Origin of the sequence: Breznakiella homolactica (assembly GCF_016616095.2) — a bacterium.
GTDB lineage: Bacteria > Spirochaetota > Spirochaetia > Treponematales > Breznakiellaceae > Breznakiella > Breznakiella homolactica.
The window spans coordinates 1192865-1212785 of sequence record NZ_CP067089.2 but is presented as its reverse complement, the minus strand read 5'-3'; the positions used below and the strand labels follow the sequence as shown (position 1 = coordinate 1212785).

Here is a 19921-nt window from a genome sequence, read left to right as displayed (position 1 = left end):
TGTAACGGTGCGGGCTCTGTGAGACCGCACCGCGGGATCGGCACAGCGGGTGAGGAAGCCCGTCCGCAGGGGGAGCAGCCCCCCGGCCGGGGCAGCACCGAGCAGGTTAAGCCAGGAATCATCCGGGCCGCAATGGTATATCCGACAGGCCCCGCGGCACTGGTTAAACACGGATGATTCCTGGCTTGGAATACTCGGTGCTCCCCCTCCCTATTGAGGGCCAAAGAAATTGCCGATACATTGAAGGTATGAATGCGATCGCCGTTTTGTACGGAGGCCGGCTTTCGGATGAGGCCTTCGAGACCGTTTTCTCAGGCAGACACGCCCTGGCCCGGGCGCTGGAAGGGGTTTCGGCTTTTCCCGGGGTTACCAAAACCGTGCTTTTGGGAGCCGACGGCCGGGAGTATCCGGGAATTTCCGGAAACATCCAGGTTATCCGCGCCGGAGACTGGACAAAAAAACGCCTCCTGGAATGCCTGGGTGAGCTTGCCGCCGGGTTTGACCTTACCTACTTTGCGTGGGCGGACTGCCCCTTCCTGGACAGAGACCTGGCCGGTGCCATGGCGGAACGGCATATACGGTACGGCGCTGAATATTCCTACGGTGACGGATGGCCCTACGGGTTCGCGCCGGAAATCCTTTCCCCGGGAACCGCGGCGATCCTGGCGAAGATTACCGGGGACAGCGACGGACCGGTGGAACGGGACGCGCTTTTTTCGGTGATCCAGAAGGATATCAATGCCTTTGATATTGAAACGGAAATTTCCCCGGTTGACCTCCGGGGCTGCCGCCTGACCCTGGCGGCGGATTCCAGACGGAACCTCCTCCTGTTAACCAGGCTTGCCGGCGCGGGCCTTTCCGGCGCCGCCGGCGCCGCGGAAGTGATCACCGGCAATCCGGAACTGCTCAGGACTCTGCCGGCTTTTTTCCCCATCCAGGTATCAGGACCGTGTCCGCAGGCGTGTTCCCTGTGCCCTTATCCAAAGTTCGGATCGGTCCGGGGAACACCCATAACGGAACGCGCCGATTTTATGGACCTCGGCCAATTCGAGTCCATCCTGGATTCCATCGCCGGATATTCCGGGGACGGAGTAATCGATCTTTCTCTCTGGGGGGAACTCTCCCTCCACCCGGAAAAGATCCCCCTTATCAAGGCCGTTCTGGACCGTCCGGAGCTTTCCCTTATCATCGAAACCTCGGGGCTCGGCTGGAGTCCGGATGATCTGGAAGCCATTGCCGGAGCCGCGGCCGCGGCAAAACCCCGGAAAAACCGGATGGCGCCGGTTTCCTGGATCCTTTCGCTGGATGCCCACGATCCCGGACGGTACCGCGAGGTCCGGGGCGACGGTTATGCCGAAGCCGCCGGCTGCGCCAAAGCTGTTCTCGGCCTTTTCCCCGGTGACACCTATGTGCAGGCGGTACGGACCAAAGGTTCCGAGGATGATACCGAAGCTTTCTACCGTTCCTGGAAAGAAGCGGGAGCCCAGGTCATTATTCAGAAATACGATTCCTTCTCGGGGTACCTGCCGGATCTTCAGGCTTCGGACTTATCCCCGCTGCACCGGTTTCCCTGCTGGCACCTGATGCGGGACTTGCCGGTCCTCATAGACGGTACTGTCCGGGTCTGCCGGGAGGATCTGGAAGGAACCTGTATTCTGGGGAATCTATTTACCGATTCAATCGATGATATATGGAAAAAAGGAGATGAGCTCTACGGAGCCCATTATTCAAAAAAATATCCCGGAATTTGCGCGGACTGTGATGAATACTATACCTACAATTTTTAACGATACCCTGCCGTCCTATACCGCCGTGGGCGGAACCCAGCGGGGCGCTTCCTCGGGGCTTTCCGCGGTTCTGCTCAACCGCGGCGGGCGGTATCCCCGGCGGACTCTGTTTCAGGAATTCGAAAAAACCGGTTTCGATTTTATTATATCAATCGAAGGAACCCAGGACCGGTACGATCTGGAGGAACTCTCCGGCCGTTTTCCCTTTGTCCGGTTTATCCTTCTTAAACAGGCCATCAGCCTGGGAGAACAGATAAATCTGGCCGCGTCGGAACTGTCCAGTCCGCTCTTTTTTGTCCTGTGGAACGATATCCGTATCCTCCACGGCGGCAGCGCCGGAAAAATAGCCGAACGTCTCCTGGTTTCCCCGGAGGAAGCCGGAAAGGAATCCCAGGTAAAAAGTCCCTACAAACGGCTCTGTACGGTTCCGGTTATCCAGAATTCAAATTTTGAAACCCTGCCGACCCTGGTTTCCCCGGGGCTGTACCAGGGAAGCGTAAAAGCGCTTCCGTACGCGCCGTCCCGGGAAGGCAGCCCGACGCTGTATCCCTTTGACGGGGTCGGCATCTATGACCGGGAACGGTTCGTGCGGCTTGGGGGCTTCGATGCGACCCTGTCCAGTACGTACTGGCAGCTCATGGATTTCGGCTTCCGGGCCCATCTCTGGGGCGAATCCATCGCGTCGACCCAGCTTATCCGGGTTTCCTATGACGGGGACGCGCCGCCCCAGGACAGCACCGCCGATGAAAGCTACAAACGGTTTTACCTGAAAAACCTGGCCCCGGTTTTCCGGGGCGACAGCGCCCATCTGCCCCTGCGGCGCTACCCCGGGTACGTGCTGAAATCCGGTGACGGTCCCTTTATCGCCTGGGATGATTTTTCAGAAGCACGGAAGTGGGTTGAAACGAACCGGTACCGGTTCGCGGCGGACGCAAAGGCGTTAACGGAAAACTGGGAGCATCCCGAGCCGTGACCGCCGTTGTTGTCCAGGCCCGGATCGACTCCTCACGGCTCCCGGGGAAATCCCTCCTGCCTCTGGGAAGGCGCCCCCTGATTTCCGCGGTCATGGCGGCCCTCAGGGAAGTGCCCGCGGATGTCCGGGTTCTGGCGTGCCCCGAGGACAGCGCCGGCGATTTTCTCCTGTTAGCCGAGGACGCGGAATTCGAGATAGTCGCCGGATCAAAGGAAGATGTCCTCAGCCGGTTCTGCGACGTGATCCGCCGTTTTTCCCCGGACCGGATAATCCGGGCCACCGGGGATAATCCCTTTGTTTTTGCGGACGCCGCTGCGGAGATCCACCGGGAAGCCCTTGCCCGGGGCGCCCACTACGGCGGGTACCTGGAGCTGCCCTACGGCGCCGGAGTTGAATCGGTTTCCTCCGAGGCGCTCCTCAGGGCGGAGCGTGAGGCGGATCTGCCCGGCGAACGGGAACACGTCTGTCCCTACCTGTACAACCATCCCGAGCTGTTTTCGGTATACCGTCCCCCGGCCCCGGCCCGGTGGAACAGCCCCGGAATACGGCTTACCGTGGATACCCTGGCGGATTATGAACAGGCAGCGGTTCTTGATGGGGCGCTTACCGGGCTCTACGGAGAATCCGGGAAAGCCCGGTTCCGGGGCAGCAGCATCATCGCGGCGTACCGGGAATCCTGCGGCGGTCCCTCCGTCGATGCATGTAAAAAAATGGAGCCGATCAATGAATGAGCGCGGGCTGGTCTTGGTGGTACCGGCATTCGAAAAAGGCCGCGGCGGAGGCCATATAGTCCGTTCCGTTTCTTTGACGGAAGAACTGCGGGAACTGGGATTTGAATCCTACCTTTTTATTCCCCGGACGCCGGAAACCGGGAGCGGCTCCGCGGTTCCGGTAGATCCCGGAATACGGTTTTCCGCGGAGGATGATCCCGGCTTGATTCCCTGGGATTTAATTGTCCTTGACCGGTTCAGAACGGACCGGCAGGAATTTGTATACTGGTCATCCCTGGGGCCGGTGCTCGGCATCGATGAAGGCGGCCCCAGCCGGGATGATTTTGATTTCCTCCTTGACCTGCTTCCGGCCCTGCCCGGAACGTCCCCGGCGAACTGGACCCTGCCGGAACTGCTGCCCCTTCCCCAGAACCGGCGGCCTTCCTTTGATACGGTCAGTCCCGACGGCCGGCTGCGCATACTGGTCAGTTTCGGCCTGGAGGATTCCGCGTCCCTGGGAATGTCCGCCGCGGAAAGCGCCAGCCGTATCCCCGGCACTTTGGTGGATCTGATCCTTCCCCGGCATTCCGGGGAAGGGCCCCCCGATCCGGCCCGGGGCGGATCGGGCATCCGGGTCAGGGGGCCGGTCCCGGCCCTCAGGGAAACCCTGGCGGGCTACGATCTGGTCATAACCCATTACGGACTTACCGCCTTTGAGGTGCTCCGCGCCAAAGTGCCGGTGCTGCTTATTTCTCCAACGGAATACCACGAAAAACTTGCCCGGTCCGCGGGTTTTTTTTCCCTGGGAACCGGCACACGGGGACTCAAAAATCTCAGGAAACAGTGTACCTCGGGATATGAATCGGTCTCCGGATTCGTAAAAAAAATCCGTACCATCTGCAGTGAATGCGCCGCCCGCCACGGAATCGCCGGTGACCCGGTCCAGACCCTGGGCTCGTTTATCGGAAAACTGAACCTTTCGGTTCCCGAAAAATGCCCTGCCTGCGGTGATGAGCGGACCCGTGCCCACGGAAATATAGGGCGGTTTTCCCACCGGACCTACCGGCGCTGCGCCGAATGCGGCATGGTATACATGCTCCGGGCGTATCCTTCGTCCATACACTACGGCGAGGATTATTTTTTTGAGGATTACCGCAGGCAGTACGGCAAAACCTACCTGGAGGATTTTCCCAATCTTGTGGAAGCGGGAAAAAAACGGATTTCCCGGATACGGGCCCTGGCGTCCCGGAGCAATACCCCGGATGATTCAGGCGGTCCCCCGCGGCTCCTGGATATCGGCTGCGCCTATGGCCCCTTCCTGGAAGCCGCCCGGTCCGAAGGGTTCTCCTGTGTGGGCATCGATCCTTCGGAATCAGCGGTCCGGTATGTGCGGGAAAAACTTACTATAGCAGCGTACCGGGGTTTTTTTCCGGAATTCCGGCTTCCTGATTTTGAAATCGGTGACGGCTTTGATGTGGTGAGCCTCTGGTATGTGATTGAGCATTTTACCGATCCGGGATTCATTCTCCATGAAATTTCCCGGCTTCTCAAACCCGGCGGAATCCTGGCCTGTTCGACTCCCTCATTTTCCGGTATCAGCGGCCGTACAAAACCGGAGGAATTTCTCCGCCGGAGTCCCGAGGACCACTGGACCATCTGGGAACCGGAAAAAACCGGAAATATACTGAAAAAACAGGGCTTCAGCCTTGAAAAAATCGTTACCACCGGCCATCATCCTGAAAGGTTCCCGGTGATCGGGCCGAGACTCCGGCCGGGGCAGGGAGCGGTTTACTGGTTTCTCGGCGGTCTGAGCCGGCGGTTCAGGCTGGGAGACACCTATGAGTTTTATGGCGTGAAGGAAACCGGGGAACGGAGCAAAACATGGCTGAACGGATAATGATACTCGGCGCGGGAATAATGCAGGGGCCCGCCATACGGACCGCCCGGGATATGGAGCTGGAAACGGTGGTAATCGACGGGAATCCCCGGGCTCCCTGCGCCGGTCTGGCGGACCGTTTTGAATGCATCGACCTCAAGGACAAAGAAGCCATCGCCGAATTTGCCCTGTCCGAAAAAAAATCCGCCGGGCTTTCCGGGGTTCTGACCGCGGGTACCGATTTTTCAGCCACCGTGGCTTGGGTCGCGGAGCGCCTGGGACTTCCGGGAATTCCCTATGAAACCGCCCTGAACGCGTCGGATAAATCCCGCATGCGGCAATGCTTCCGCAGCGCCGGGGTGCCGTCCCCGGCCTTCATAACCCTGGACGCGGTTCCCGGGGCTGCCTATGAACTTCCCTTTCCGTATCCCGCGGTGGTCAAGCCCGTGGATAATATGGGCTCCCGGGGCTGCCGAAAAGTCAGCGGCGCCGGCGAGCTGATTCCCGCGGCGGAAGACGCCCTGGCTTTTTCCCGGAGCGGTTCCGCTATTGTGGAATCTTACATGGAAGGTCCGGAATATTCGGTGGATGCCCTGGTTTTCGGCGGCGACGTGACTATCTGCGGCCTCGCGGACCGGCATATTTTTTTCCCCCCCTATTTTATTGAAATGGGCCATACCATGCCCGCGGTTTTGGAACCCGAAGCCGCTGCTGCGCTATTGGATACATTTAAGCTGGGAATCGCTGCCCTGGGTATCCGGAACGGAGCGGCCAAGGGGGATATTAAGCTGACGCCCTCGGGGCCCATGATCGGCGAAATCGCCGCCCGGCTTTCCGGGGGATATATGTCGGGGTGGACCTATCCCTATTCTTCCGGGGTAAATCCCGTGCGGGGGGCCATTGAGATTGCCCTGGGCAGGGCTCCCTCGGAAACCGCGCCCGTACGGCGCTGGACCAGCGCGGAACGGGCGTTTATCTCGATTCCCGGCACGGTCCGTTCCATTCACGGGGCCGAAGAAGCGGCGGCCATCCCGGGAATACGGGATGTTTTCCTCAGGGCGGAACCGGGTTCCTGGATGGTTTTTCCCGAGAATAACGTGGAAAAGGCGGGCAACGTTATTGCAGCCGCGGAAACCCGGACTGCAGCGGCGGCCGCGGCGGACCGGGCGGCCCGGTCAATACTGCTCCGCCTGGCAGCTCCGGACCAGGATACCGACGCCTTCCTTTCCGAAAAATCCGAAAATCCGCCGGCGGGGCAGTTCCCACCCGACGCATTTACCCTTTCCCCGGAACAGCGGTCCCTTCTGGCCCGTATTCCCGATCCGGATTTTCTACCGGCCGGGAAGGGGAGTCCGCAGATTTTTATTATTCCCTTTCCCGGACTGTACCGCCCGGAGATAACCGATTATACCGGCCGGTCGGTTCCGGAATCCATCGAGGCCGTACGGAAAATAACCGGACTGCCGCTGCCCTTTGCCGGCGGCGGTTCTGAAAATGGCTCCCCGGTCCTGGGGAGGCGTTTTTGGGCAGCCCTGGTCCGGGGCGGATACCAGGGAGCCGCGTATACGGTGGATTCCCTTATCCGGAACCGGGAGGCGTAGGAACGGGATATGGACCGCCGGGATTTTCATCGCACCCTGCATACTGTATTCTTCATTCTTCTGCTCACGCCCGGCGCGGTGCTCCACGCCCAGCAACCCTCCTCCATGCCGCTGGATGACGCCCTGAAGAGCCTCGGCGCCGCCCTCCGGTGGAATCCTTTTTTCCAGGCCGGCGTTATTGAAGCGGGAAACCACCGGGCGGCCTTTGAGACCGGTCCCCGGGGATCGGAAGCCCTGGTTCTGGTTGACGGCCGGGATGTCCTGACGCTTCCGTCCCCGTATGTGGAGAAAGGCCTTTTGTATTTTCCCGAAGCCTTTGTCGCGTCCCTCAAAGCGGTCCTGGACACCGCGGCCCGGGACGACCGTGACCGGTACCGGATCGCCGCGATTATCGTTGACCCCGGCCACGGCGGGAAGGACAGCGGCGCCATCGGCACCCATACCATAAACGGAAAACAGCTCCGTCTCCAGGAAAAGGATATTACCCTGTCGGTATCGAAGGATCTCCATAGCCGGCTCGCCGCCGCGTATCCCGACAAACGGGTCCTCCTGACCCGGGAGGGGGATACCTATCCGACCCTGGAAGACCGGGTTTCCATCGCCCATTCTGTTCCGCTCAAGGACAACGAGGCTATTGTGTTCGTTTCGGTCCACGCCAACGCGTCCTTCAACAAAAACGCCCGGGGCTATGAAGTGTGGTACCTTTCCCCGGAATACCGCCGGACCGTTATCGACAAGGATAAATACACCGACGCCGCGGAGGTGCTTTCGATTCTCAATGACATGCTGGAAGAGGAATACACCACCGAAAGTATCATGATGGCGCAGTTCATAATGAACCGTTTCGACCAGAGTATCGGCAGCCAGAGTCCGTCCCGGGGAATCAAGGCGGAGGAGTGGTTCGTGGTCAGGAACGCCAGAATGCCGTCGGTGCTCATTGAACTGGGGTTTGTCACGAATCCCGAGGACGCCAAACTTATGGCTGACGGGGCCTACTTGAAGAAACTCTCCGAAGCAATATATAACGGTATTGTCGATTTCGTTACCATGTTCGAGCAGTCCGGAGGATTTACCCAGATTCAATGAGCAATTCCGTGACATTGTTTTTCAAAACCCTTGGATCCCAGATCATCCGGAAACCCGTACGGAGGCTCCTGTACCTCTGTGTCCTGGGGCTTTTTGCGTTCTGTGAATTTCTCTATATAGGTTCCGACCGGCGGACCTTTGTTTTTTACACCATCAAGGATTCCGTTATCACGGTGGAGGACCGGATGATTCCCCGTACCGGTTCAAAGGAAACGGATATCCGGCGTTACGCCGAGGAAACCCTCCTGGGGCCGATTTCTCTGGATTCCGCGCCCCTTATCGCCAAGGACACAACCCTGGAATCCCTGCTTTTCAGGGACGGAGTGGTGTACGCGGACCTTTCCGAACAGGCGGCCCTGCCGCCCCTTGAAGGGGGAGGGGATTTGTATCATAATTTATATGTATTCAATATGGGTATAAGAAGAAATTTCTCTTATGTCCGGGATGTACGGCTTTTTATTGCGGGAAATGAAGCTTTTCCCGAAAAATTCAGAGCTTTATCGCTTAATGAGTAAGGAAATAGACCTAAAAGCGTTGACAAATGGAATGTATCTCGTATACTTTTTATTGTCGAGTTTTATATGTTCAACACGTAAATAGAAAGGAGCTGTGAATGAAACGGATTTTCATTCTTGTCGCCATCGCGTTGTTTGCAGCGGGATCGTTGTTTGCTGATGAAGCCATTCTTATTGACTTCTCGAAACTGGTAGCTGACATCATTCCCAATCAGGACGACGCACCTACTCAAAACCGTGCGACCATGATGGATTACGCCAACGTGGCCGGCGGCAGCTTCACCACCGAACAGAAATCGGTGATGAAGACCTCTCTTGCTATACCCAACTGGGAAGTGGTGCTTGCTTCGTCAAGCCGCACCGTTGACAACCAGATTCGGAGTTATACAGTAGAGGCTCCCTCCAAGCAGTTCGGAACCGTTATGGGTGTCCGGGTTCATTTCCCGGTAGAACCCTTCCATTCATGGGCAATCATCAAACCGCCCTTTGATATTCCTGCGTTTGAAGCTTCGGCTGAAATCGATGATGAAGGCAATATCCAGGAACCCGAGTCGGGTGAATTCACCAATACCGGCTCAACCCGGTTTGAGGACGGATTCGGCGTTATCAAGAACGTGGGAACCATAAAATCCGTGGCGGTCAACGCCTATGGCCTTAACTTCCCCCATTCACTGGCGGTGATCCTGGTTGATTCCCAGGGCAACGAACAGTATGTAAACATGGGTTACCTCAACTACGACGGCTGGGGCGAACTCCGCTGGGATAATCCTTCCTATGTCGTCCATGTACGGAACAGGGAACTCCGCCTGTACCCGCTTTACCCCAAATCGACTCCTTTCATTAAATTCGGCGGATTCCTGGTACAGCGGGACGCGGCCAATGAAGGCGGCGACTTTATCACCTATTTCAAGGATGTAAAGGTTATCTACGATAAGGCCGTTCTCGAAACCGACCGCGACATTGACGACGAATCCCTGTGGAATATTATCAGGGACCGGGAAAATGCGAAGAAAGCCTGGGAAATGAGCCGCTTCGGCCAGAATCAGGTGCTCCGCTATCTCGAGTCACAGAAACAGGCCACGGAAAACTCCTTTACTCCGACTGCGACCACCAACGAACAGCAGTAAAAGCCTGATGGATTATCTTTAATCCGGAATATTAAATAACGGCTGCCTAAGGAACTTCGGTTCTTTAGGCAGTTTTTTTGTTGTCCCTTTATGCAGTTTGATGTACACTGAGTATACCAATTGATACCAGAGTTTATACATGCAAAAAAACAACCCGCTGCCCGACCGAAATGAGCTGAAAAAAAAATACGAGCGGTACTCCGAAGTCCGGTCCTTAATAACCAGGGATCTCCAGATCCGTCTGGAGGAAATCTTCCAGAGTTTTCCGACCCATCCCACCATAAAAAGCAGGACTAAAAATTTTGAAAGTTATTTCCGGAAGTATCTGCGGATTTTAAAGGAAAACGGCAAGAACGGAGAACCGCCGCTGATCACGGACCTGATCGCTGTCAGAATCGTCTGCCCGTTCATAGAGGATCTTTCCGCCGCGGAACAGACCATAAAACGGACCCTGGAAGTAATCGAGGTTGAACGGAAGGGGTCTAACCATACCTTCAAGGAATTCGGGTATGAATCAACCCACCTTCTGATAAAAATCCCCGGGGATATTCTTGAGGAACGGGGCGGCTGTGACAGCGAGGTCGCGGAAGTGCAGATCCGGACCATCCTGCAGGATGCCTGGGCGGAAGTTGAGCATGAGCTCGTGTACAAAGCTGAATTTACCCCCTTCGACGAACCCATGAAGCGTAAGCTTGCGGCGGTAAACGCGAGCCTCTCCCTGGCGGATATAATCTTCCAGGAAATCAGGGATTACCAGCGCCAGTTAAACAGCCAGCTTGGGAAGCGGCGGGATTCCTTTTTCAAGAAAATCGAGGATTCCACCGACGGCCTTCTTTTTTCAGCACAGGAAACTCCCGGCAAACCAGAACAGGCGGAGGCCCCGCTGCCGTATGCCACGCCCTCCGGCGGGGAATCAATAGATGATCTTCTGCTCAACGCCCTGTACGCGCATAATAAGAACCAGTTTGACGAAGCCATCGGCTATTACACCAGAATACTCGACGCCGATCCCGACAATACAATCAAATCCCTGATATACAAACACCGGGGTATGGCTAATTTTGCCCAGTCCAAATACGAAGAAGCGATCGATGATTTTTCCCAATCCTTCAGCCTGGACCCCAAATCGTATAAGGTTCTGTACTACCGGGGGGTCGTCCGTTCGGTACTTCAGGATTATTCCGAAGCCATCAACGACTTTACCGAATCCCTCAGGATAAATCCCTACCAGCCATTCTCGCTCTACCGACGCGGACAGGCGTACTTCCATATCGAGGATTACCCAGGGGCCCTGGCGGACGCGGAAGCCGCTCTGGTTCTCGAGCCCGATTCGGAATCCATTAAGAAATTCCGGGCCATGGTTCTTGAAAAGCTGAAGATGTAACGAAAGAAAAAAGACGGAAATACCCGCGCCAGAACGATGGAGAATCCTTTCGGGCAAAAAAAAGGGTAAGGATGATTCCTTACCCTGTAGCGGCATCTCCTAGGGGATTCGAACCCCTGTTGTCGGGATGAAAACCCGATGTCCTAACCCCTAGACGAAGGAGACGCGTAATCTAGGTATTGGTGACTATACAGAAATGTTACGGTAATGTCAAGAACATAGGTATTTTTACGGGCAATGCCGGAAAGAAAATGCCCCCGGTTCCATAGAACCGGGGGCATTGGTGAGCGCGGGTATTTCCGTCTAATCAACAACTTTATACTGATAGGCCGCCTTGATGGCTTCCTGCAGGAACTCGTTGCCGATCCCCGGCAGTTCCGGCACGGTGAAGTACCCGTTTTCGGGCTGCAGGTTGTATTTTGTCAGCCCTTCGGAAGTATCCATGCGGTTTGCCACATGGTGTTCGTGGATAGTAAAATTGGGGATAGCCGTTTCCACATGCAAAGCCACATTGGTTGCCAGAGGGCTGCCCGCCACGTGGACCTGTACGGCCACATCGTAGATATATGCCAGATCGCAGATTTTTTTCACCTCGGTGATTCCGCCGCAGTTGCCGATGTCCGGCTGGGCCAGCTGGATGAGGTTCTGCTCAAAGAACGGAGCGTACTGCCATCGGGTAAAGAGCCGTTCGCCGTTTGCCAGGGGGATCTTCAGGTTTTTGGCAATATACTCGGAAGTTTTCACCGTGGGGGTGTTGGGTTCCTCAAAGGCCCATATATCGTATTTTTCCGCCAGTCTGCCGACCTGCACGGCGCTCAGCGCGTCGGTGTAGGAGTGGTTCTCCATGATGATATCCACATCGGGCCCCACTGCTTCCCGTACGGCGCGGATGCGGGCTTCCACCATACGCATTTTCCTGGGTGAAAGCAGGCCGGTTTGTTCCAGGGATGAAAGGGGTTTGCCCGCTTCGTCCCGGTCAAAAAAATCGATTTTTATGGCGTCATAGCCTTCCGCCACGGCAAGCCGGGAATTGCTGGCGTAATCCTCCGGAGTAACGGCCCACAGCTGCGGCTCTCCCTGTTTTCCCCAGCCGAACTGGAGCTGGCTTGCGTAACAGCGCAGCTTGTCCCGCACCTTTCCCCCCAGAAGTACATAGCAGGGCACATCAAAGTGCTTGCCCTTGATGTCCCATAGGGCCACATCGATAGCCGCGATACCGGAGAAGATCACCGGCCCGCCGTTCTGGCCCCAGAAGGTGCTCTTGTACATCTTTTCCCAGATAGCTTCCGTGTTCAGCGGATCCATACCGACGATTTTTTCCGCCAGATCACACACCATGCCGAAGGCCGCCGAGCCGCCGGTACCGTAGGCCATACCGGCCTCGCCGTCTCCGTACAGGCCGGTATCGGTGTGGATACGGCAGCCGATGGGGCTGTTCATTTTATTGTTGGCCGTGTTGAGATGGAAAATTTCGATCTTTGTAATTTTCATTTCTGTCTCCTCTTTTTTATTACTATTCGAGTTCCAGCATGCCTTCGGTATCCACGTGGGTGCGGCCCGAATTATGGCGCCAGATGGCGTATACGAAACAAATAGCCAGCGCGACAACGTTGAAGATGGCCAGGGGCAGCGTAAGCGAACGCATGGAATTCCAGCCGATGAGGGCCTGGCCCATAAAAGCCAGGGCCAGGATGGCGTAGTATACGCCGTTGGGCATGTGCATGGTGGCCTGTTTCCATTTCGCGGGCATTTTTTTCGGCATCCGCAGCAGGGAGAAAAACAGCAGGAAATTGTATATGGTGGTGATCAGCATTAGGTTGTTCACGATCTGTCCCACGGAAAAGTTCAGCAGCACCGGTACGAGTCCTACCACCAGCTGGATGGACAGGATGATATACGCTCCGCCGCGTTTATTTGTGGCCCCCAGTTTCGCGGGGAACCAGCCGTCCTTCGAAGCCTTGGTAAAAGGACCTACCATGGCCGCGAAGCTGGAGTTCATGGTAGTCAGCAGCGCCATAATGGGGCCGCCGAACATAAAGGCGTAAAACAGCGCCTTAGGCAGGACGGTCTGAGCTACCAGGGTAAGGGGCTTGCCGGCAACCTGGTCAAGGGGAAGAACACTGGAGGCGATGAGCGCCGCGCCGCAGTACACCACAATCAGTACTGGGATGACCGCCAGCATTGAAAGGGGCATGTTGCGGGTGGGGTTGCGGGTCTGCCCTCCGTAATTCACGTTGAATTTATAGCCCTGGCAGGAGTACACCAGGAGCATTACCGCCGACCAGAAACCCGATGCTCCCCCCATGTAAAATGAACCGTCGAATAGTCTGAAAGACTTGCTGAAATCCGCCTTGATGGCGCCGCCGATAATAAACATCAGCAGGGCCGCTATCAGAATGGCGCTCATGAGCTTCTGGGCGTTAGCCATGTTGGCGATACCCATCATGTTGATGATATAGAACAGCACCAGGAACACAATGCCCACGATGGTTCCGTTTACCATCGGGAACATCGAGTGTACGTAGATCCCCAGCGCCGTCGCGAATAAGGACATTCCCAGCATCTGCAGCGAGAAACCCACAATGTACATACCGCCGATTTTCTGGCCCCCCAGCATGGTGATGATAGAGTAATCACCCCCGGAGTATTTTGTAACCGACGAAAAAATTATAATGGGCAGGTTGGTGAGGCCGCCCAGAAGGATAGCCACCAGATAGGCCAGCCAAACCGAGTGCCCCGTGAGTCCAATGGCCGGCCCGATGAGGGTGATGACCCCCGCGCCGATGACCTGCCCGATACCCAGGGCCCAAAGCTCGGTAAAACCAAGTACGCCTTCACTCTGATTCACATCTTTTTCTTTCATACATCCCCCTGATTATGCGGATCTGTACCGCAGACTCTCTTTACATGCTCCAGGAAACATTGTCTCCCGAAATGGTAGCTTTGGGCTGGCTAAGTACGAAATCCGACAGTTCGTTGCCCAGGCCGGGCAGCTCCGGCACCTTAAAACGGCCGTTTTCGGGCTGGTAGTCGTATTTGCAGAGCCGCTTGTTGAAATCACACAGGTTGACGATGTGGTGTTCGTGGATGATAAAGTTCGGGATCACGCATTCGATCTGAAGCGCTGCCGCCGTGGAGATGGGGCTGCCGCAGGCGTGAATCTGCACCGCCACATCGTAGGTATAGGCCATATCCGCGATTTTCTTTACCTCGGTGATGCCGCCGCAGGTGCCCAGATCCGGCTGGATGACCTGGACGGAGGCGTCTTCGAAATACTTTGCGTACTGCCAGCGGGTATAAATACGCTCGCCGCTGGCGATGGGAATATTGAGGCTGCGGCTGATGTACCGCGCCGTGGACGGATCCGGTGTGTTGGGTTCTTCGTAATAGAAGATATTGTAGGGTTCCACCGCCCGTCCGAACTGTATCGAGGACAGGGCGTCCAGCATAGAATGGTTTTCGATGATGATATCCACGTTCGGGCCAACGGCCTCACGAACGGCCGCCACACGCTGCACGATGGTGTTCAGCCGTTCCGGGGGCAGGAGGGTGGTGTGCTCTATATCGCTGTAGCTGCCTTCTTCCTTCTTTTCCTTGTACGTGAAGAAGTCGATTTTAATGGCGTCGTACCCCTCGGCCACGGCCTTTTTGGAATACCGTACGTAATCCTCCAGGGTGCGGGCCTCTTCCATTCTGGGCTGCCAGCCGAACTGCAGCTGACTGGCGTAGGTACGCAGATTGTCCTGCCGTTTGCCGCCCAGGAGCCTGTAAACCGGTACATTAAAGAATTTACCCCGGATATCCCAGAGGGCAAGGTCAATGGCGCTCATGCCCGCGGTAAACACACTGCCGCCGTTCTGGCCCCAGAAGGTCTGTTTGTACAGTTTCGTCCAGATTACTTCATTGTCCAGAGGGTCCATGCCGATGATGAGCTTGGCCAGGTCCTGAACCACACCGTACGCGCCGGTGGAGCCGATACCGTAGGCCATGGCCGCTTCGCCGTCACCGTAGAGGCCTTCGTCGGTGTAAATGCGGCACAGCACGGGCTTCCAGATGGGATTTGCCGGATCGTTGATTTGAAACACGTCTATTTTGGTAATTTTCATGGTCTTTTCCTCCAAGACATAAAGATAGCGTAAAGGCGACTAGGCGACCTGTTCGCTAGGTAAAAATGATACCACAGATAAAAGCCATGTCAATAAAATCTTTATATATTACTCGGGTGTTGTTTCTGCGGATCCGGGGTACAGCCAAATAAATTGCCATACCAGTTATTCCCTTCCGCAGCGGCACCATGCTTCTGTGGAGAGTGCTTCGTGTACTGCGGCCGCCCTGACGTTGCAATTCATCATGGTTTATGCAAAAATATGTGAATTGAATAAAATTATGGAAAACGGTGTACATGAACGATAAAAACGAAACGAAAATCAGCCATATCTCCGCCGTGGACCAGGTGAGCGAACGAATCAAGCAGGCCATCACTTCGGGCCAATGGAAGGTTGGCACCCGTCTTCCTTCGGAAGGTGAACTGGCGGAAATCTACGGTGTAAACCGCCTTACGGTACGTATGGCTCTGCAGAAGCTGAATGTGCTGGGTATCATCGAAACCAAGGTGGGAGCGGGTTCTTATGTACGGGACTTTTCGCTTGCCCGGGTATTTGACGGTGTTTCGGAGTTTTTCGCCGAAAGCAAACCCCATGATGAAATTTACGCGCTGCGTATGCTGATTGAAGTGGAGTGCTGCCGCCTGGCCATCGACAATGCCACCGGCGAAGAGATGGAAGACCTTAACAGACAGCTCGGGCGCTACCTGGAGGCCAAGGAAATCTGCCAGAACAGCGCAGACCCCGCGGACCTGGAAAAACTGGTGGATGAGGATCTGCTGTTCCACTACCAGATCTGCAGGATAAGCCGCAATTCAATATATGAGGATATTTTTCTCCTGACCCGCAATTATATCCGGCAGTATCTGACTACTATCATTTCCATCCGCAAACAGAAAGGCAGTGTGGGGGGATATACTTCCGAAGAAGATACCCATGTTAAAATCTATGAGGCTCTGAAGGCGAAGGATTTTAAAAGCTGCAAAAAGGCGTACCATAAAACCGTATACCTGGACCCGGACGAGTGATCCGCCGCGCAGGCGGAATCGAGTATAGCCGGCGCGGGCTGTACCTTTCTGAAAAATAGAAATTCTTTACAAACAATCCGCCATACTGTATCCTTTAATCATAATTTATAAGGATATATTATGCCAAAAAAAATTTTTGATTCGTTTTTTTCGAACATACTGCGGGATATCAGAACACATTACCGTCCCGGGGATAAATATCTTTCCATCCGCGGTATTGCGGAAAAATTCGAGGTAAGCCTCCAGACTGCCCAGCGGGGTGTAAAGAAGCTTGAGGATCTCGGATACATAGATGTTAAGCAGAAAGCCGGTATTACCGTTCTCTCCCACAGGCCGCAGAAGACCCTGGAAGGATACCGGATAACTGTGGTGTCCGCGAAAGCGGAGACCCGCTTCAACAACGCTTTTATGAGCGGCGTTCAGGCGGTGGCAGACGGCAGGGGTATTTCGGTCATGTGTACGGAGGTCCACGATATGAATGTGGAAGCCCTGTCATTCGGCGAGTACCTGCTCAACCTGGAAACCGACGGAATCATCGCCCTGTCATTCCGGAAATCCGCCCTTCCGTTTTACCATATTCTCAAGGAAGGACTCGATGTGGTGGCGGACATTATTATTGATGAGCTGCCGGTCCTTCCGGCGGTTCAGACCGACAATTACCGCCACGCAACCGAGGCGGGGCGGATCCTGCTGGAATCGGGATACCGGCGGCTCCTGATTGTCGGCTACAATCCGAAGGAGCGGAACCGGCGGTACGAGGGAATATACGATACCGTCAAAGACCATTTTGAGGACATCCAGTATATCTGCCTGACCGATATGGGATCAATGAACCGCATCGATTCCTTTTTCCATTCCTTTGATTCCCGGTGCGCCGTTTTTTCCGCCGATTATTCCGCCAACTATATCGCCGGCGCAAAGTTCATCCAGTATTCCATTCCGGTGCGGAACAACAATTTCCTGGTGTACGACTGTGAAGGGGACGAATTTCTCTACAGCGGCCTTGCCCCGGTGCGGCGTACGGCGCCGAGTTTCAGAACCCTGGGGGAGGAACTCTGCGGCGTATTGATCGCGAAACGGGAGACCGGCGCGTATCCGCTTCCGCTGCAGCGGAAAATCTAACCCCCGAATCCTGTCTCATTTCCCGCCGTATCCTCTTCAGTATCCGTGATTTTTGTTAACAATATCTAAAATAATAAAAATATCAATAAATATTATGATAAAGTGTAATGATAAAATAATTATATTTTGATAAAATGAAATAAAACATTGACAAACCATTATATATACCGTGATAATATCAAAAAAGATACTGCGGCTATCTGATCTTTTAGAAAATCCCTGGAGGTTTATAGTAAAATAATTTATTTTACTATTTCCAATTGTAACTGTTTTTAACGTAAGGAATTAGCTAATTCTTTACGTTAAAACTTAAATTAAAGGAGTATATATGCGGAAAAGTTGTCTTGTCCTTTTAGCTGCTTTGCTACTTGTATTTTCTTCCTGTTCCGGGAAAAAGGACGAAAAGATCGTCCTTACCTGGTATCAGTGGTTTGACGCGGCGACCCATGAGAATGTCCTTAAACCGACCATCGCCGAATTTGAGGCGCTCCATCCGAATGTTAAAATTGAGCTGGCGGCAATCACCAATGACGCCTACTGGGACCGGCTTTCGCTGGATATCGCCAGCGGCGTGGAAGGTGATATCGTTACCCTCGATACCGGCGCGGGGGTATTCGGGTACTATTCCCAGCGCCAGGGCGGCGCTTTTATTGCCCTGGATGATTACATCAAAGGTTACGTACTGCCCGACGGAACGAGGCTGGAAGAGGATATCCTCCTGATTGATTCGGTCAAGCAGGACGGAAAAATAGTCGCCCTTCCGTACCTTATGTTTTCCGCTCCGGTTACGGCGTACCGCGTCAGCGACCTCCGCGCGGCCGGAGTCGATCCCAAGGAACTCGATACCTGGGACAGCTATTATGAGGCGGCGCGGAAACTGACCAGGGATACCGACCGTGACGGCAGGACCGACAAATACGGATTCGGCCATCCCAGCAACGCCGAAGTCATCAGCCGCTGGTGGCACATGCACTGGCTGTGGACCATGGGCGGCGGCATCTTCCCCCGGGAGGAAGGCCCCTATACGGCGGACCGTCTTATTTTCAACAGCCCCCAGAATGTGCAGGCCATTGAATTCCTCAAGAAACTGCGGGACGCCGCCGCGCCTTCGGGGGATACGAATATAAGCGAACTCCATACCATGTTCGCCAACGGCGCCATTTCCACAATCCAGATCGCCACCTGGACCCTGGCGAATTTTGCCAATGATATGTCCCAGTCGGATTACATGAACGATGTCGGGATGGTTCCGTTCCCGGCGGCGGTGGTCAGCGGCAGGCGCATGGAGCCGGTCTGTGTTTCCTGGGGCAATCCTCTGGCGATTTCTTCAAAGTGCAAAAACCCCAAGGAAGCCTTTGACTTCATCGCTTTCCTGCATTCCAAGGACGCCCAGAAGCGGGAAATGGTGAGGGCATCGCCGACGAACAAACTCGTGTATGATGAATACTCCCAGCTGTTCCCGAAGCAGGCTGAGATGGTCCAGATGGTGCAGCCCTATGAGATGTGGATCGTACCGGACATTGTCCAGTGGAACCAGTTCGACCATGTGGTTCAGCAGTCAATCAAGTCGGCCCTTCTCGGGACAAAATCCGTACAGGCGGCCCTTGATGACGGACAGGCTGAAATGGTCCGGATCCTCGGACAGCGCCGGTAGTGTTTGTTTCCGGGCGGGAGGCTCTGTCCCTGCCCGGAAAATTATTGTAACGGAGTTGGTATGACCCAGTTCTCACCCAGAGCCCGGAACAACATCATTGCCTTGCAGTTCATTCTTCCCGCTCTGATTCTTATCCTCTTATTTATTATTTTCCCTATCCTGCGGACTGTGGTCATGTCCTTCCAGGAATGGTTTTTATCATCCGGAAGTCCGGACCATCCCTTTATCGGATTTGAGAATTACATTGACGCGGTGACAAACCCGAATTTTCCCGGGATGATTTCGGTGACCTTGATTTACACCGCCGCCAGCGTCGCGGGGAAGATGCTCCTCGGCCTGGGGGTTGCGCTGCTGCTCAACAGGAAATTTTTCGGGCGCAGTTTTGTCCGGGGGCTGATGCTCATTCCCTGGGCAATGCCGGCGGTGGTGGTCTGTACCGTTTTTATCGTATCCCTCTCGCCGACTTACGGGATCATAACCCATTACCTGGTTAAGTTCGGCATCATGAAGCAGCCCTTTGACGTATTTACCCAGAAGGGCTCTGCCCTGACCATGGTAACCCTCATCGGCATCTGGAAGAACTTTCCCTTTATTTCGCTGATGCTGCTGGCCGCTCTCCAGGGCATATCAAAGGATCTGTACGAGGCTGCGTCCATTGACGGAGCGGGGGCGCTGCGGCAGTTTGCCAGCGTAACATGGCCGAGCATACGGCCGATCTGGAATACCACCATGGTACTCCAGATACTCTGGACCATTAAGGAATTCGAACTCGTATACCTGATAACCCGGGGCGGGCCGGACAACGGAACCGCGGTTATCGGGGTTGATATTTACCTCAACGCGTTCCGGTTTTACAAAGTCGGGACCGCCTCGGCGGAAGGCATGATGCTTCTGGTATTCTGCCTGATCTTCGCGGTTATCTACTACCGCCAGCAGCAAAAAATGGAGCGTTGAT

16 protein-coding genes and 1 tRNA gene are annotated in these 19921 nt (G+C 55.1%); 13 read left to right on the top strand and 4 right to left on the bottom strand.

Annotated elements, in window-relative coordinates:
* The first annotated feature begins 248 nt into the window (after positions 1–248).
* The 9 genes from JFL75_RS05670 (at position 249) to JFL75_RS05630 (ending at position 11059) form a co-directional block, all read left to right on the top strand.
* Positions 249–1787 carry a spiro-SPASM protein gene (locus JFL75_RS05670; protein WP_215625718.1) on the top strand — a complete coding sequence of 513 codons (1539 nt, stop codon included), beginning with the start codon at positions 249–251 and terminating at the stop codon, positions 1785–1787.
* A complete protein-coding gene (locus JFL75_RS05665) occupies positions 1762–2760 on the top strand; it encodes a hypothetical protein (protein WP_215625717.1) in 999 nt (332 codons plus the stop codon). The genes JFL75_RS05670 and JFL75_RS05665 overlap by 26 nt, the downstream gene beginning before the upstream one ends.
* Positions 2757–3491, top strand: coding sequence for a cytidylyltransferase domain-containing protein (locus tag JFL75_RS05660; RefSeq protein WP_215625716.1), 735 nt, complete (start codon positions 2757–2759; stop codon positions 3489–3491). The genes JFL75_RS05665 and JFL75_RS05660 overlap by 4 nt, the downstream gene beginning before the upstream one ends.
* Positions 3484–5367: a methyltransferase domain-containing protein gene (locus JFL75_RS05655; RefSeq protein WP_215625715.1), complete on the top strand. Its 1884-nt coding sequence runs from the start codon at positions 3484–3486 to the stop codon at positions 5365–5367. Before JFL75_RS05660 ends, JFL75_RS05655 begins: the two co-directional genes overlap by 8 nt.
* Positions 5352–6947 carry an ATP-grasp domain-containing protein gene (locus JFL75_RS05650; RefSeq protein ID WP_223292773.1) on the top strand — a complete coding sequence of 532 codons (1596 nt, stop codon included), beginning with the start codon at positions 5352–5354 and terminating at the stop codon, positions 6945–6947. The genes JFL75_RS05655 and JFL75_RS05650 overlap by 16 nt, the downstream gene beginning before the upstream one ends.
* 9 nt (positions 6948–6956) lie before the next feature.
* On the top strand, positions 6957–8033 hold the full coding sequence (locus JFL75_RS05645; RefSeq protein WP_215625714.1) for an N-acetylmuramoyl-L-alanine amidase family protein: 1077 nt from the start codon (positions 6957–6959) through the stop codon (positions 8031–8033).
* The gene (locus JFL75_RS05640; RefSeq protein WP_215625713.1) at positions 8030–8548 is read left to right on the top strand and encodes a hypothetical protein; all 519 of its coding nucleotides are present in this window, start codon (positions 8030–8032) and stop codon (positions 8546–8548) included. Before JFL75_RS05645 ends, JFL75_RS05640 begins: the two co-directional genes overlap by 4 nt.
* A 98-nt stretch (positions 8549–8646) precedes the next feature.
* Positions 8647–9675, top strand: a complete 1029-nt coding sequence (locus JFL75_RS05635) for a flagellar filament outer layer protein FlaA (RefSeq protein ID WP_215625712.1) — start codon at positions 8647–8649, stop codon at positions 9673–9675.
* Positions 9676–9814: 139 nt separating this feature from the next.
* Positions 9815–11059 carry a RelA/SpoT domain-containing protein gene (locus JFL75_RS05630; RefSeq protein ID WP_215625711.1) on the top strand — a complete coding sequence of 415 codons (1245 nt, stop codon included), beginning with the start codon at positions 9815–9817 and terminating at the stop codon, positions 11057–11059.
* Positions 11060–11152: 93 nt separating this feature from the next.
* On the opposite strand, the gene JFL75_RS05625 is transcribed toward JFL75_RS05630, so the two are convergent.
* The 4 genes from JFL75_RS05625 to JFL75_RS05610 form a co-directional block, all read right to left on the bottom strand.
* Positions 11153–11224: transfer RNA gene (locus tag JFL75_RS05625), tRNA-Glu, on the bottom strand.
* A 138-nt stretch (positions 11225–11362) separates the two neighbouring features.
* The gene (locus JFL75_RS05620) at positions 11363–12550 is read right to left on the bottom strand and encodes a mandelate racemase/muconate lactonizing enzyme family protein (protein ID WP_215625710.1); all 1188 of its coding nucleotides are present in this window, start codon (positions 12548–12550) and stop codon (positions 11363–11365) included.
* A 22-nt stretch (positions 12551–12572) separates the two neighbouring features.
* Positions 12573–13922 (bottom strand): APC family permease, encoded by a 1350-nt coding sequence (locus JFL75_RS05615; protein WP_215625709.1) that lies wholly within the window; start codon positions 13920–13922, stop codon positions 12573–12575.
* Positions 13923–13962: 40 nt separating this feature from the next.
* The gene (locus JFL75_RS05610; protein WP_215625708.1) at positions 13963–15165 is read right to left on the bottom strand and encodes a mandelate racemase/muconate lactonizing enzyme family protein; all 1203 of its coding nucleotides are present in this window, start codon (positions 15163–15165) and stop codon (positions 13963–13965) included.
* 296 nt (positions 15166–15461) lie between these two features.
* Here JFL75_RS05610 and JFL75_RS05605 point away from each other — a divergent pair, with 296 nt between their 5' ends.
* From JFL75_RS05605 to JFL75_RS05590, 4 genes are all read left to right on the top strand, one after another.
* Positions 15462–16190: a FadR/GntR family transcriptional regulator gene (locus tag JFL75_RS05605; RefSeq protein WP_215625707.1), complete on the top strand. Its 729-nt coding sequence runs from the start codon at positions 15462–15464 to the stop codon at positions 16188–16190.
* A 120-nt stretch (positions 16191–16310) separates the two neighbouring features.
* The gene (locus tag JFL75_RS05600; RefSeq protein WP_215625706.1) at positions 16311–17312 is read left to right on the top strand and encodes an HTH domain-containing protein; all 1002 of its coding nucleotides are present in this window, start codon (positions 16311–16313) and stop codon (positions 17310–17312) included.
* Between the two features lie 328 nt (positions 17313–17640).
* Positions 17641–18966, top strand: a complete 1326-nt coding sequence (locus JFL75_RS05595; RefSeq protein WP_215625705.1) for an ABC transporter substrate-binding protein — start codon at positions 17641–17643, stop codon at positions 18964–18966.
* A 60-nt stretch (positions 18967–19026) separates the two neighbouring features.
* Complete coding sequence (locus JFL75_RS05590) at positions 19027–19920, top strand: carbohydrate ABC transporter permease (protein WP_215625704.1); 894 nt, start codon at positions 19027–19029, stop codon at positions 19918–19920.
* Position 19921 lies beyond the last annotated feature (1 nt).